Genomic DNA, 13990 nt, shown 5'->3' with positions numbered 1-13990 from the left:
CGCGCCGGAGGCTGCTTCAGAATTCGAACTTCACCGTCGCGCCATAGGTGCGGGGGTCGCCAAGGTTGGCCGCGATCAGGCCCGTGTTGCCGCTGGCCACGGTCAGCATCTCGACATAATTGGTGCCGGTGGCGTTGCGGACCCAGCCATAGATGTCCAGCCCGCGATCCTGACGCCAGCCTGCGCGGAAATTGTGCAGCGAATAGCCCTTTACCCAGGTGTAGATCGAGGCCGAGGCATTGGACGACCAGCTCGAACGATAGGAGGCGTCATAGCCGACATAGACCTCGCCATCCTTGCCAAATAGCTTGGCCGGAACGTTATATTCGCCGCCCCAGCTCAGCGCATATTTCGACACGCCCGGCAGGCGCTGGCCCGAAATGTCGCAACTGGCCGGGCTGAGCGCGCCTGGTACGCCCGCCGCGCCCGGCGTCTGCGTGCCCGTCACGGTGGTGCCGCCCGACAGTTCGGGCGGGCAGGGGGCGGTGGTGAACTTGCGATATTTCGCATCCGTCAGCGCGGCATTCAGATAGGCGCTGAAACGGTCGCTCGGGCGCACCGAGAAATCGCCTTCCAGACCCTGCGTGCGAACCTGTTCGGCATTGGCCAGATAGCCGCGCAGCACGCCCAGCGCGCCATTGGTCACCTGCGCCTGGAAATTGTCGATGGTGGTGCGGAAGGCGGCCAGATTGACCGTCACCTTACGGTCCAGCCACTGGCTCTTGAAGCCCAGTTCGAAATGGTTGACCGTTTCGGGCTTCACTGTGGCGGCGGCCAGAATGGGCTGGCCGTTGGCGTCCGAGGGCACGCCGTTGAGGTTCACGCCGCCCGACTTGAATGTCTTGGCATAGGTGGCATAGGCCCGCACATCGCGCGAAAGCGCATAGGACAGCGTCAGGTCATAGCTGAAATTCCACGCAGAATAACGCGCCGGGAATTGCTGCGAGGACAAGACGCCTGCCTGCGCGCCCAGCAGCGAATTGGCACCCGTGCCCGATGAGGGGAAGATCTGCGTGCCTGCCGAATTGGTCACGACCGAATTGTACCAACCCTTCTTCTGGTCATAATTGAGGCGCACGCCCGGCTGGATGGTGAAGCGGTCCGTCACCTTCCAGCTCAACTGGCTGAAGGCGGCCAGACTGGTGTTGTTGAGGCGGATGTCATTCTTGGCGGTCAGGCCGTTGAGGATGTCGGGCACGCAGGTGGCCGAGGAGCCGGTGGGGCAGATCGCGTCGATCTGGGCGCTGGACAGCAGAAAGCGGCTCGCCGCGCTGCCCTGCTGCTGGGTGCCGGTGGTGTGGACGGCCTGATTGAAGGCGAAGAGGCCCACGTTCCAGTCGAACTTGCTGGTCGAGAGGCTGTAGCGGAATTCCTGCGTGTACTGTTCCTGCTTGGTCGGGTTCTGGCTCAGCGTGGTGATCGGCAGGCCGGTGTAGTCGCGGTCATTCGACGGGTTCCAGTCCCAGAAACGCCATGCGGTGATGCTGGTGAAGGTGCCTGCGCCGACCTGCGCCTTCACCTTGAGCGAGGCGCCGCCGATACGGTTGGTGGCGCGCAATTCGCTGTCGAGGTCGGTTACACGGGCATAGGGATTGGTGCTGGCGGGTGTATAGCCGAGCAGATTGGCCAGCGCCGGGAATTGGCGAGCGGATGAGCGCTGGGTGCTGCCATAGCCGTAATAGACCGTGGCGCAGCACGAGGGGTTCTGCTCGTTGTAATCGGCGGCCAGCGTGACATCCACCGTGGCCGAGGGGCGCCACAGGATTTGCCCGCGCAGGCCCAGATTGTCCTGCGACTGCACCCAGCTCTTGGTCGTGGTGTTATAGATCGTGCCGCCCCGCCCGGTCGAGGACACCGCGATGCGCGCCGCCACGGTTTCCGACAAAGGCCCCGACACGGCCAGCTTCAACTGGCGATAGCCGTAATTGCCGACGGAGATTTCGCCCCGGCTTTCAAAGTTGAAGGTGGGCGCGCGGCTGGTGATGTTGATCGCGCCGGCGGTGGTGTTCTTGCCATAGAGCGTGCCCTGCGGCCCGCGCAGCACTTCGATCTGGCCCGCATCGAGGAAGTCGAAGGTGCTGGCCGCCGCGCGGCTGAAGTAAACGTCATCGACATAGATGCCGACGCCCTGTTCGATGCCATCGTTGGTCAGGCCGAAGGGCGCGCCCAGCCCGCGCAGATTGGCCGCAGAATTGCGCGGGTTCGAGGAATAGAACTGCAAGGTGGGGGCCAACTGCTGCAGCCGATTGACGTTGAACGCGCCCGTCCGCTCCAGCGTCAGCCCGCCCAGCACCGAGATGGCCAGAGGCACGCTTTGGGCCGATTCGGTGCGGTGGCGCGCGGTGACGACGATGTCGCCGGGGGCTTCGGCCTGCACCTGATCGGCGGCGGCTTCTGCGGCGGGGGCCGCATCCTCGGCAAAGACCGGGCTGGCGAAAAGTCCGGCGCTGGCCACGCTGGCGAGGAAAATCTGGCGCAGTTTCATACTCGATCCTTTACCTTTGCAACGCGACACGCGCGTTCAAGTGATGGTGATCGGGAATGCGCATCAGGCATTCCGGCCGGAGCCGGGCGCGGGCCTCATGCGAATGTCCCCCCTGTGATGCTCGTCCTATTAATTTCTATCAATTAGGTAGAGTTGACCTGCTTCTAATCTCAATCTTAAAAATAGACATTCAAGGAAATCTGTTGAACGCCCAAGTCTGGCTAAACGCCGATCACCCTGTTGCCCTGCGCCCCAGGCAGGCTATGCATAGGGGCTTGGTCAATCGGGAGAACCGCCAGATGCAACCGGCGCGCATGTTTCTGTTGGGGCTGGTGGTGGCGGTTTCGCTGGCTTTCGGCTGGCTGGTGGTGCCTTTTTGGGGGGCGGTGCTCTGGGCGGTGATCGTCGCGGTGCTGTTCGATCCGTTCTATCAACGGCTGATGCGTTCGATGCCGGGCCATCCGGATCGCTGCGCGGCGATGGCTTTGCTGGTGGTGGTGGCGGTTGTGGTGTTGCCCGCGCTGGCGCTGGGGGCGGCGCTGATCGAACAGGCCGGGATGCTTTATGCCCGCATCGAATCGGGCCAGATCGACCCCTTGCGCTTTCTGGCCGGGCTGCAGACGCGGATGCCGCACTGGCTGCGGGGGCAATTGGGGGTCGCCGGGCTGGCCAGTCTGGACGACCTGCGGGGCTGGCTGAGCCGCGAGATGGGCGACCTCCTGCGCAATGTCGGCCCGCAACTGCTGCAATTGGGGCAGAGCACCTTGGGTCTGTTCCTGCAATTGGGCGTGATGCTCTATCTGGCCTATTTCCTGCTGCGCGACGGGCGGGCGCTGGGCGAAAAGATCGCGCGTTCAGTGCCGCTGGAGCGGGCGATGACCGATCTGCTGATCGCCAAATTCCTTCAGGCGATCCGCGCAACCATCAAGGGTAGCCTGATCGTCGCCGTGCTGCAGGGTACGATCGGGGGCTTGAGTTTCTGGGTGCTTGGCCTGCCGGGAGCCTTGCTGTGGGGCGTGGCGATGGGAGTGTTTTCGCTGTTTCCCTCGGTGGGCACGGGCTTCGTCTGGGTGCCGGTTTCGGTCTATCTGCTGGCCACCGGATCGGTGTGGCAAGGCGCGGCGCTGGCGGCGATGGGCTTTTTCGTGATCAGCAGCGTCGACAATCTGGTGCGTCCGATCCTGGTGGGGCGCGACACACGGGTGCCTGATTATGTGGTGCTGATCACTACGCTGGGAGGGTTTGAACTGATGGGTTTCAACGGCTTTGTCATGGGGCCCGTGATCGCCGCGCTGTTCATCGCCATCTGGCAAGTGGTGGGCGAGAGCCGCAATCAGGCCTGACGCAGGTGGAGCAGGGCGCGGGCGGTTTCATGCTCGCGCACATGTGCGGCCACTTCGGTGGCGGGCATCGCCCGGGCGTAGAGATAGCCTTGCCCCGTATCGCAGCCCATCGCGATCAGTTGTTCCTGCTGCTGGATCGTTTCCACCCCTTCGGCAATCACCTCCAGCCCGAGGCAATGGCCCAGATTGATGACGATCGAGGAAATCGCCTCGGCATCGCCCTTGGCGCCCATCTGGCCGATAAAGGAGCGGTCGATTTTCAGCAGGTCCACCGGGAACTGGGTGAGATGCGAGAGCGAGGCATAGCCGGTGCCGAAATCGTCGAGCGCAATGCGCAACCCGTGATGGCTGAGCCGTTTGAGCGCGCGTTCGACATCCAGCGCCCCCTTGTCGAGGAACACATCCTCGGTCACCTCGATCTGCAGGCATGAGGCGGGCAGGTCGCGGGCCTTGAGCCGGTCCAGCACGGTTTCGACAATGCCGCCGGGGCGGAAATCGCCGCTGGTCACATTGACGGCGACATGGCCGAACGGCACGCCCGCCGCCACCCAGCCTTCGATATCATCCAGGATCATCTCCAGCATGTAATCGCTGATCGCCACGCTCAGGATCGGGTCGTTGAAGGCGGCCTTGATCGCATCGGGGCCGCGCACATGCCCGTCGCGGTCGCGCCAGCGCAGCAGCGCCTCGAAACCCACGATCCGCCCGTCGCCCCGTCCTTCGCCGCCCAGACAGACCTTGGGCTGGTAATGCGGTACGATGGTCTTGCGCTTCAGGGCAAAGCGGGCGGCGGTGATCATCGCCTGATGGCGCTCGACCTCGTCCATCATGGCGGGCTCGAAGATCTTCATCTGTGCCCGGCCCGCCGCCTTGGCGGCATAGAGCGCAATGTCGGCCGCCTTCATCACCTCGGACCGGCCCGGTCCGTCCTGCGGGATGAAACTGGCCCAGATGCTGGCGCCGCATTCCATCACGCGGTCGCCATGCAGGATCGGTTCGCGCAATTCCTCATAGATCCGCGCCGCGATGCTATGCAGCGCCTCGGCATCGCCTGCCGCCACGATCAGCGCGAATTCATCGCCCCCCGTGCGCGCTACCAGATCACCATGCCCCACCGCCGCACACAGCCGCGCCGCCAACGCGCGCAGCAGCACATCACCGCCGTCATGGCCCAGCGTATCATTGATCGCCTTGAAATTATCGACATCCACGATCAGCAGCGCATGACCGGCGACACTATCATCGCGGCTCAATTCGTGCGCGCCATCGCCCGTCACCAGCGCGGCATCCAGCCTTTCCTGAAGCACCGCGCGATTGGGCAGGCCGGTCAGCGTATCGTGATGCGCCATCCAGATCGCGCGCTCTTCGGAATGCTTTTGCCGGGTGATGTCGCGGGCCACCACGATAAACCGGCCCGAGGCGTCCGAGGTTTCGTTGACCACCGTGTCAAACCACAGTTTCTCGCCCGAGGGGCGCGTAAAGCATGTGGTGAAGCTGGACAATTCGCCCCGCTGCGCGCGCGCCAGCGCCGCCGCCGCCGCAGGGCGATCCTTTTCCTCCAGCACCGAATAGAAATCGCGCCCCACCAGCGCCGACTGGCAGGCGAGCTGTTCGGGCATACGGTTGCTGAAAATGATCTGATGGTTCTCGTCCAGAATCAGCGTCAGATCGGGGTTCGACTGCAGGATCGTTTCATTGAGCGCTTTGCTGCGTTTCAGCTCCGCCGTGGTGGTCATCCAGGAAACCAGCATCCGGTGCAGTCCGAAAGAGGCGGAAAAGATCGTGGTCATGAAGATCGGCAATTGCACGCTGATGATGCGCAGCGAAGGCTCCTGCGTCATCAACCCGCCCACCGCACAGGGGGCCAGCGCAGCAAAGGTCATGACCGCAGCCAGACGCGGCGTGCCGAAATTGCGCAGGCAAATGCCGCAGACCATCGCCGCGGTCGACAGGCAGGCAATCGTGGCCAGCACCCAGTCGCCGCTGGTCAGGCACAGCAGCGTGCCGATGCCCACCGAGGCTGCCCATGCCACCGACAGCAGACTGGCCAGATGGCGCAGCCGCTCCAGCTTTTCGGGCGGCGCGCTGTGCGAGGACTGGACCACGCCGATCCGCACCAGCCCCAGCACCGCCTCGAACACCATCCAGCCGATGAAGGGGGCGGTGTGCATCCGCCCCGCCGCCACCGCCGCCACCGCCACGCTGTTGATGACCCCGCCGATGAAAATCGGCAGTGATCCGAACAGGCCATTGGCCAATTGTGCGGCGATGGGCGCCGAGACTTTCTCGCCGGTGCTAAGCAGCCAATGGGTCACTCTTGGTATCGGCACGCTCGGCAGGCCCACTCTTGTTGATCCAGACCGAGTGATTCTACGCAAAAAGTGTTAATACATAGGTCAGTTTCGAAAGGATTCACCAATGCATTGAAGGCTTTCCATGCCGCAGGTGCGAAGGACGGTCCGAATCCCCCTTCGCTGCGCCATCAGCCGCGCGCGGCAATTCGCCTTGCCATGGCCAGCAGGCTCTGCGCCTGATCGCGGTGGAGCAGTTCGACCATCCGCCCGTCCAGCTTGATCGCCCCCTTGCCGGCATGTTCGGGCAGGGCAAAAGCCTCGATCACCCGCCCGGCCCATTCCAGCTCGGCGGGCGAGGGGCTGAACACCTCGTTGCAGGGCGCGATCTGGGCGGGATGGATCAGTGTCTTGCCATCGAAACCGAACATCAGACCCTGCGCCGCCTCGGCGCGGAAGATATCCATATCCTTGAATTCATTGCATACGCCGTCCAGAATGGACAGGCCATGCGCCCGCGCCGCCGCCACGGCCAGCGACAGGAAGGGTTGCAGGAAGGTCCGCCCCGCATCGGGCCGCGCGCGCAGTTCGCGGGCCAGATCATTGGGCCCGATCACCCAGAGCGCCAATCGCGTCTGCCGCGCCAGCGAGGCGATGGCGTCGAGCCGCAGCACCGATCCGGCCGTCTCGATCATCGCCCACAGTTGCAGATCCGAAGGCGCATCGGCCAGCGCCTCATGGTAGCGCAGCACGTCCTGCGGGCTGGAAACCTTGGGCACCAGCAGCGCATCGGCCCCCGCGCGCGCCAGAGCCTCCAGATCCTCGGCCCCCCATTCGGTGTCCAGCCCGTTGACGCGCACGGCCACCTCGCGATGGCCAAAGCCGCCGGTGTAGAGCGCCCGCACCGCAGCTTCGCGCGCGGCCTCCTTCTGTTCGGGCGCAACGGCATCCTCCAGATCAAGGATGATGACGTCGGCATCCACCTCGCGCGCCTTAGCCAGCGCCTTGGGGTTGGAGGCGGGCATGAACAGCGCGCTGCGGCGGGGGCGGTCGAGGCGGAGAGCGGGCATGAACGATCCTCTGATGGTTCGGCCAGGGCATCGGGGGTGGCGCCGCGACCTTGATAGGGCTGAACAGGCGCGATTTTGTTCACAAGCCTGGCGGGCGTCAAGCCAGCTTTAGGTAGGGGCAGCAATAAGTCGCGGATCTATTCCCCGCTCGTCAACCAGTCGCGGCCGACCAGTTGCGCCAGATTGAGCACCAGCAACATGCGATTGCCCACCGGCGCCAGCCCGTCGATAAAGGATGTCATCTCCTCCACCCCCAGGCAGGGCGGCGGCTGCAAGGATTCCTCGGCCAGATTGACCAGATCGGATACCGTTTCAACGATCAGCCCGGCCATCAGCGCGCCCATCTGCACCACGACGATGGCATGGCGCTCGGTCGTCTGGGTCGTGCCCCAGCCCAGACGCGAGCCCAGATCGATGACGGGCAGCGTGTTGCCGTGCAGATTGGCCATGCCCGCGATATAGGGAGGCGCGCCGGGAAAGCGCGCAACCGGCGACCAGGCGCGGATTTCGCGGATCGCGGCAATATCCAGTCCGAACAATTGCCGCGATACTTCGAAAGTTATCAGTTCGCGCGTCATGCCACCTCTTCTCGTCCGCACCAGCGTTTGGCGCATTCGAGCAGCATGGCGCAACGCCAGATGGGTTCAAATTGGCGCTGACCTTTTGCCGTTACAGCGCGGCAAAACCGCCATAATTTCCGCGATGAAACAGCAGGGGATCGCCCTCGCGCGCCACATTCATCCGCCGCACCGCGCCCAGCACGAAATCATGATCGCCCGCGGGCAGCGTGGCGCTTATATCGGCCTCGATCGTGATCAGCGCATCGGCCAGCAAGGGCAGGCCCCCTTCGGAAAGCGTGTATTCCACCCCGGCAAACTTGTCGCCCCGCCCGGCGAGCTGGCCGCACAGCGCCGCCTGATCGCTGCCCAGCACATTGACGGCAAAGCGGCCCGTGGCGGCAATCGCCTGCCAGCTTGCCGAAGTGCTGGTCGGCAAAAAGCCCACCAGCGGCGGATCAAGCGAAACCGAGGTAAACGTGCCCACCACCAGCACCAGCGGCGCGCCATCGGCCCCGGTCGAGGTGATCGCGGCCACACCGGTGGGATAATGGCCCATCACGCGGCGATAGTCTGCCGGTTCGATGGCCGTGGCCGATTGCGTCATGGTCTGTCCTTGTCCCCACCGTGAATGTCTTGCGCAACGCCGTGCCAGAGCGCGCGCGATGCTGCAAGTGCGTGGTGGGGCACGGCCTCATGGGAATTGCTTATAGTCGCCTTTCGGAGATCATATGCGCTTCACGAAACTGTCCAGCACGCGCTTGAACCCGCCGCTGTCGAATTCGATCTCCAGCTTGTTGCCCTCCTGCGCCTTGACCGTGCCATTGCCGAATTTTTCGTGGAACACCTTGTCGCCGATGCGGATGTCCAGACGCGGCGCGGCGGCAAAGCTGGCCGCGCTGCGGGTGTTTTCGGCGATCTTGCGGGCGGGGGCAAAGGTGGTCTGGCTGGCGCGCTGCCAGCCGGGGCCGCGCGTTTCCATGCGCTGGGGCTTGTTCTGTGCCAGATGGGCAAAGGGATCGTCCCGCTCGCTCCATTGCGCGCGCCACAGGCTGGCCCCGCCGGTCATCGTACTTTCGCTGTGAATATGGGCGGGGGGCAATTCGCCGATGAAACGGCTGGGAAGCGAGGATGTCCACTGGCCATAGATGCGCCGGTTGGCCGCGTGCAGGATCGTGCAATGGCGTCGCGCCCGCGTGATCGCGACATAGGCAAGGCGGCGTTCCTCCTCCAGACTGGCCAACCCGCCTTCGTCCAGCGAACGCTGGCTGGGGAACACGCCTTCCTCCCATCCGGGCAGGAACACATGATCGAATTCCAGCCCCTTGGCCGCATGGATCGTCATGATCGTGACCTTTTCGGCGTCATTATTCGCCTCATTGTCCATGACCAGCGAGACATGCTCAAGGAAATCGCCCAGCGTCTCGTAATCCTCCATGGCGCGGGCCAGTTCGGAGAGGTTCTCCAGGCGGCCCGCGCTTTCCGCGCTGCGGTCGGCCTGAAGCATGGCGGTATAGCCCGATTCGTCGAGCATCACGCGCGCCAGTTCGGCAGGCGTCGCAGTCTTGGCCAGATCGCGCCAGCGCGCCATGTCGCGCATCAGCCCCAGCAGCGTGTTGCGCGCCTTGGCGGGCAATTCATCCGTATCGGCCATGGCCAGCGCGGCGGCGGCCAGCGGCATCCCATGCGCGCGCGCGAAACGATGCAGCTTTTCCAGCGTCTTGTCGCCAAGGCCCCGCTTGGGCGTGTTATAGATCCGCTCAAAAGCCAGATCGTCGGCAGGCTGGGTAATGATGCGCAGGTAAGCCAGCGCATCGCGGATTTCGGCGCGCTCATAGAAACGGAAGCCGCCGATGATGCGATAGGCAAGGCCGATGCTGATAAAGCGGTCTTCGAACTCGCGCGTCTGAAACTGGGCGCGCACCAGAATGGCGATCTTGTCGAGCGGCAGGCCCTCGCGCTCCAGCCGTTCGATTTCCTCGCCCACACGCCGCGCTTCCTCGGGCGCGTCCCATACGCCGATCACGCGCACCTTGTCGCCGCCGGTCGCCTCGGTCCAAAGCTGCTTGCCCAGACGCTCGCTGTTCTCCTTGATAAGGCCACTGGCCGCGCCAAGGATATGCGGGGTGGAGCGATAGTTCTGCTCCAGCCGGATCACTTTCGCGCCGGGAAAATCCTTTTCAAAGCGCAGGATATTGGCGACCTCTGCCCCGCGCCACGAATAGATTGACTGGTCATCGTCGCCCACCACGCAGATATTGTGCCGCCGTCCCTCTATCCCCTGCGCCAGCAGGCGGAGCCAGAGATACTGCACCGAGTTGGTGTCCTGATATTCGTCCACCATGATATATTTGAACCGGCGCTGATATTCCACCAGCACGTCGCGGTGGCGGCGGAAAATATCGAGCATATGCAGCAGCAGATCGCCGAAATCGCAGGCGTTCACCGCCTTCAACCGCTCCTGATAAAGTCCGTAGAAATGCGCGCCCCGCCCATTGGCATAGGCCTCGTTTTCCACCGCATCCAGATCGCCCGGCCCAAGGCCCCGGTTCTTCCACCGGTCAATGCATCCGGCCAGAGCCTTGGCGGGCCAGCGCTTTTCATCCAGCCCCTCGGCCTGAATCAACTGCTTCAACAGGCGCAATTGGTCGTCGGTGTCGATGATCGTGTAATTGCTCTGCAAACCGGCCAGTTCGGCATGGCGGCGCAGCATCTTGGCCGCGATCGCATGAAACGTGCCCAGCCACGGCATCCCCTCGACCGCAGGCCCGATCAGATGGCCCACACGCTCACGCATTTCGCGCGCCGCCTTGTTCGTAAAGGTCACGCACAGGATTTCCGACGGCCAAGCCAGTCTTTGCGCAATGATCTGCGCCATGCGCGCGGTCAGCGCCGCCGTCTTGCCCGTGCCCGCGCCCGCCAGCATCAGCACCGGACCCTCGGTCGTCAGCACCGCCTCGCGCTGGGGCGGGTTCAGATTGGCCAGCCAGGGGGCGTCATGAGCGGGAGTCTCGGGCATAGTCATCGGGAACGCCTAGAGAACATGCCCGGTCCGCGCAAGAGGGGGTTTTGGGCAGAAAACTGCATTTTGGGTTGACCTGAGGGCAATCCGCCATCAACCCGTTGCGCCCATGAGCCAGAACAGTCCGCACCCGATCCGCAAGAACGCCCGAATCCTGACCGCAGCCCTTGTCGGCACCTCGGTTGAATTCTACGATTTCTACATCTTCGCCACCGCCACAGCGCTGGTGTTCGGCCCGATGTTCTTTCCCGAGGCGGCGCCGGGGCGGCAATTGCTGCTGGCTTTCATGTCGCTTGGCATCGCCTTTGTCGCGCGGCCGGTGGGGGCCATCGCCTTTGGCCATTTCGGCGACAGGATCGGGCGCAAATCCACGCTGGTGGCCTCGCTGATCCTGATGGGTGGCTCGACGCTGGCGGTGGGCTTCCTGCCTTCTTATGCGCAGGCGGGGGTGCTGGCGCCGATCCTGCTGTGCCTGTGCCGCTTTGGTCAGGGGTTTGGCCTTGGCGGCGAATGGGGCGGGGCGGCGCTGCTGGCGGTGGAAAATGCCCCGCGCGGCTGGGAGGCCCGCTTTGGCTGCGCCCCCCAGCTTGGCGCGCCGGTGGGCTTTCTGGCGGCCAATGGACTGTTCCTGATCCTCGGCCTGGTCATGCCCGAGGCTGATTTTAAGGCATGGGGCTGGCGCATTCCCTTCCTGCTCTCGGTCGTGCTGGTGGGCGTGGGCCTGTGGGTGCGATTGAAGATCACCGAAACCGCCGCCTTTGCCGCCGCTCGCGCGCATGAAAAGCCGCCCGAAGTGCCGCTGGGCCTGCTGCTCTCGCAACACTGGAAGCCGCTGATCGCGGGCAGCGCGGGCGTCGTCTCGTGCTTCTCGCTGTTCTATCTCTGCACCGCTTTCGCGCTCGCGCAGGGCACCGGGCCGCTCCACTATCCGCGCACCGGCTTCATGGTCGCGCAATTGGCGGCCAATCTGATGCTGGCCGCCGGGATCGCCTGCGCCGCTGTCTGGTCCGACCGCTTCGGTTCGGGGCGTATCCTCGCATGGGGCGCATCGCTGGGCGCGGTGATCGGCGCGGTCTATTGGGCTGGCCTCTCCTCGGGCAGCCTTATCATCGTCTTTGTCACCCTCTCGGCCGCGCTCTTTGCTATGGGCATGGCCTATGGTCCGCTTTCGGGCTGGCTCTCGGGCCTGTTCCCGGTCGAGGTGCGCTATTCCGGCATCTCCATGGCCTTTAACGCCGGCGGCATCATCGGCGGCGCGCTAACCCCGGTGCTGGCGCAGGCCCTGATCGAAAAGGGGCTGGGCAACTGGATCGGGATCATTCCTGCGGTTGCGGGTGTCGTTACGTTGATAGGGATCGGGTGGACGCGGCGGATGCGGGTGAAGTGAAGGTTTGCCTCCGGCGGGTAAAGGGCGGGGGCCCTTTGCAATCCCGTTAATAGGGTGGGTTTGAGGTCTTGGGCTATTAAAATGAAAGCCTGTGGCGCAGTTAAATAGCGCCGCAGGCTTTCATTTTTCCAACGCCGCGCCCGACCCAAAACGTCGAACTTTTAGCGCGACATAGACAGTAATGGGAGCGCGAGGGTCTAGACCCTCGCATCTTACCCTTCCTGCTTCTCTTCCATCCTGAACAAGGTAATCTTCGCCTTACCCACCTTCCGCTCGGCATCGACCACAAACCCGCGCACCTGCGGATTTTCGGTCGCGGCGGTTTCCAGCGCAACCCATGTGCCTTCCCCGATCCAGCCGAGGCGGCGCAGCTTGTCGATCGCCACCTGTCCCGCGCCGGTGTTATAGGGCGGGTCGAGCAGCACGAGGTCGAGCGGTTCCGTGGTGGCGGTCAGGGCCATCACGCTGCCCGCGCGCACGTCGCAGCGGGCGTGGGCTTTCAGGTTGGCGATATTGGTGCGGATCGCGCGGATCGCGGGGGCGGCTTGTTCGGCAAACAGGCAATGCGCCGCGCCCCGGCTCAATGCTTCAAGGCCCAGCGCGCCCGATCCTGCGAACAGGTCGGCCACGCGTAATTCCTCGAAACCGCCAAGGCGGCTGTTGAGCATGGAAAACAGCGTCTCGCGGGTGCGGTCGGCGGTGGGGCGGGTGTCGTCACCTTCGGGCGCGGCCAGTTTGCGGCCACGCCATTCGCCGGCAATGATACGGATCATTCGCCGCGCGCCTTGGCAAATTTCAGCCCCTTGCGGAAGCGTTCAACCTGCACCTGCGGGATCTGGATCGCCTGCCCGCGAGCCAGATCAAGCAATTCGAACGGCCCGTATTTGGTGCGCATCAGACGGCTGACCTGAAGCCCCAGAGCCTCCAGCACGCGGCGCACTTCGCGGTTCTTGCCTTCGCTCAGCGTCAGTTCGATCCACTGGTTGCGGCCCGTGCGGCGCTCCATATTGGCGTCGATCCGGCCATAGCGGATGCCGTCGACCTCAATGCCTTCCATCAGCTCTTCCAGCCGGTCCTGCGTGATGTCGCCAAAGGTGCGGGCGCGATAGGTGCGCGGAATGCCGCTGCTGGGCAATTCCATCGCGCGCTTCAATTCCCCATCGTTGGTCAGCAGCAGCAGACCTTCGGTGTTAAGATCGAGCCGCCCGATGGGCATCAGGCGCGGCGTCCCTTCGGGCAGGGCGTTGCGCAGCGCGGTGTAGATCGTGGGGCGTCCCGCCGGATCGCGCTCGGCGGTGATGAGGCCGCTGGGCTTGTGAAACGCATAGAGCCGCGCCGCTTCCGGCGCTTTGACCGGATTGCCATCGACCGTGACGCCTTTGAGCGTGGTGAGCAGCGTGGCGGGCGTGGTGACGGTGATTTCGCCCACCTTGACCCGGCCGGCCTCGATCAGGCGTTCCACCTCGCGGCGGCTTGCCACGCCCGCGCGGGCCAGCAGCTTGGCGATACGCTCGCCTTCGCCTTCCAGCTTGTTGATCGGTTCAGGCGCGGGGCGCGGGGGCCGGGGGATGCGCGGCGGGTGGAGCTTGCCGGTGGACTGGGCATTGCCGCCCGCCTTCGACCTGTCGCCATAAGAGGGTTTGTCGCCATAGGAGGGTTTGCCGCCATACGAGGGCTTACCCCCCCGTTCGGCCTGCGGCTTGCCGCTGCGGTCAAATTGCGGTTTCCCGCGGGGGGCGGCGTCGGACGCGCGGCCATTGCGCGAGGCGGGGCCACGCGATGAAGGACCCTTGGGAGGGCCACCGGGATTCTTGGTATAAGACATGGGGCCGCCT

At 64.3% G+C, this 13990-nt stretch carries 10 protein-coding genes; 2 read left to right on the top strand and 8 right to left on the bottom strand.

Features of this window, described 5'->3' with window-relative positions:
* Window positions 1-16: 16 nt before the first annotated feature.
* A complete protein-coding gene (locus BGP00_RS14550; RefSeq protein WP_292691152.1) occupies window positions 17-2485 on the bottom strand; it encodes a TonB-dependent receptor in 2469 nt (822 codons plus the stop codon).
* Between the two features lie 299 nt (window positions 2486-2784).
* Between BGP00_RS14550 and BGP00_RS14545 the strand changes: the two genes are divergently transcribed.
* Window positions 2785-3828 (top strand): AI-2E family transporter, encoded by a 1044-nt coding sequence (locus BGP00_RS14545; protein WP_292691153.1) that lies wholly within the window; start codon window positions 2785-2787, stop codon window positions 3826-3828.
* On the opposite strand, the gene BGP00_RS14540 is transcribed toward BGP00_RS14545, so the two are convergent.
* The 5 genes from BGP00_RS14540 to BGP00_RS14520 all read right to left on the bottom strand — a co-directional run bounded on the left by BGP00_RS14540 (window position 3819) and on the right by BGP00_RS14520 (window position 10771).
* A complete protein-coding gene (locus tag BGP00_RS14540; protein WP_292691155.1) occupies window positions 3819-6143 on the bottom strand; it encodes an EAL domain-containing protein in 2325 nt (774 codons plus the stop codon). The two genes, BGP00_RS14545 and BGP00_RS14540, sit on opposite strands and share 10 nt — an antisense overlap.
* 167 nt (window positions 6144-6310) lie before the next feature.
* Window positions 6311-7189: a CoA ester lyase gene (locus BGP00_RS14535; protein ID WP_292691156.1), complete on the bottom strand. Its 879-nt coding sequence runs from the start codon at window positions 7187-7189 to the stop codon at window positions 6311-6313.
* Between the two features lie 137 nt (window positions 7190-7326).
* The gene (locus tag BGP00_RS14530; RefSeq protein WP_292691158.1) at window positions 7327-7767 is read right to left on the bottom strand and encodes a chemotaxis protein CheW; all 441 of its coding nucleotides are present in this window, start codon (window positions 7765-7767) and stop codon (window positions 7327-7329) included.
* A 91-nt stretch (window positions 7768-7858) separates the two neighbouring features.
* Window positions 7859-8353: a flavin reductase family protein gene (locus BGP00_RS14525; RefSeq protein ID WP_292691160.1), complete on the bottom strand. Its 495-nt coding sequence runs from the start codon at window positions 8351-8353 to the stop codon at window positions 7859-7861.
* A 120-nt stretch (window positions 8354-8473) separates the two neighbouring features.
* The gene (locus BGP00_RS14520) at window positions 8474-10771 is read right to left on the bottom strand and encodes an ATP-dependent helicase (RefSeq protein ID WP_292691162.1); all 2298 of its coding nucleotides are present in this window, start codon (window positions 10769-10771) and stop codon (window positions 8474-8476) included.
* A 106-nt stretch (window positions 10772-10877) separates the two neighbouring features.
* Between BGP00_RS14520 and BGP00_RS14515 the strand changes: the two genes are divergently transcribed.
* A complete protein-coding gene (locus BGP00_RS14515; RefSeq protein WP_292691164.1) occupies window positions 10878-12155 on the top strand; it encodes an MFS transporter in 1278 nt (425 codons plus the stop codon).
* Window positions 12156-12367: 212 nt separating this feature from the next.
* On the opposite strand, the gene rsmD is transcribed toward BGP00_RS14515, so the two are convergent.
* On the bottom strand, window positions 12368-12928 hold the full coding sequence (gene rsmD / locus BGP00_RS14510) for a 16S rRNA (guanine(966)-N(2))-methyltransferase RsmD (protein ID WP_292691166.1): 561 nt from the start codon (window positions 12926-12928) through the stop codon (window positions 12368-12370).
* On the bottom strand, window positions 12925-13980 hold the full coding sequence (locus BGP00_RS14505) for a pseudouridine synthase (protein ID WP_292691168.1): 1056 nt from the start codon (window positions 13978-13980) through the stop codon (window positions 12925-12927). The genes rsmD and BGP00_RS14505 overlap by 4 nt, the downstream gene beginning before the upstream one ends.
* Window positions 13981-13990: the final 10 nt, after the last annotated feature.

Source organism: Novosphingobium sp. 63-713, assembly GCF_001898925.1.
In the GTDB taxonomy this organism is placed as follows: domain Bacteria; phylum Pseudomonadota; class Alphaproteobacteria; order Sphingomonadales; family Sphingomonadaceae; genus Novosphingobium.
Note: the sequence above shows the minus strand (reverse complement) of the source record. Positions and strands in the feature narration are given on the sequence as shown.

Coding starts and splice junctions, on each gene's coding strand:
- BGP00_RS14545 (WP_292691153.1), top strand. CDS start 2,785: ATGCAACCGGCGCGCATGTTTCTGTTGGGGCTGGTGGTGGCGGTTTCG.
- BGP00_RS14535 (WP_292691156.1), bottom strand. CDS start 7,189: ATGCCCGCTCTCCGCCTCGACCGCCCCCGCCGCAGCGCGCTGTTCATG.
- BGP00_RS14525 (WP_292691160.1), bottom strand. CDS start 8,353: ATGACGCAATCGGCCACGGCCATCGAACCGGCAGACTATCGCCGCGTG.
- BGP00_RS14515 (WP_292691164.1), top strand. CDS start 10,878: ATGAGCCAGAACAGTCCGCACCCGATCCGCAAGAACGCCCGAATCCTG.
- rsmD (WP_292691166.1), bottom strand. CDS start 12,928: ATGATCCGTATCATTGCCGGCGAATGGCGTGGCCGCAAACTGGCCGCG.
- BGP00_RS14550 (WP_292691152.1), bottom strand. CDS start 2,485: ATGAAACTGCGCCAGATTTTCCTCGCCAGCGTGGCCAGCGCCGGACTT.
- BGP00_RS14505 (WP_292691168.1), bottom strand. CDS start 13,980: ATGTCTTATACCAAGAATCCCGGTGGCCCTCCCAAGGGTCCTTCATCG.
- BGP00_RS14530 (WP_292691158.1), bottom strand. CDS start 7,767: ATGACGCGCGAACTGATAACTTTCGAAGTATCGCGGCAATTGTTCGGA.
- BGP00_RS14520 (WP_292691162.1), bottom strand. CDS start 10,771: ATGACTATGCCCGAGACTCCCGCTCATGACGCCCCCTGGCTGGCCAAT.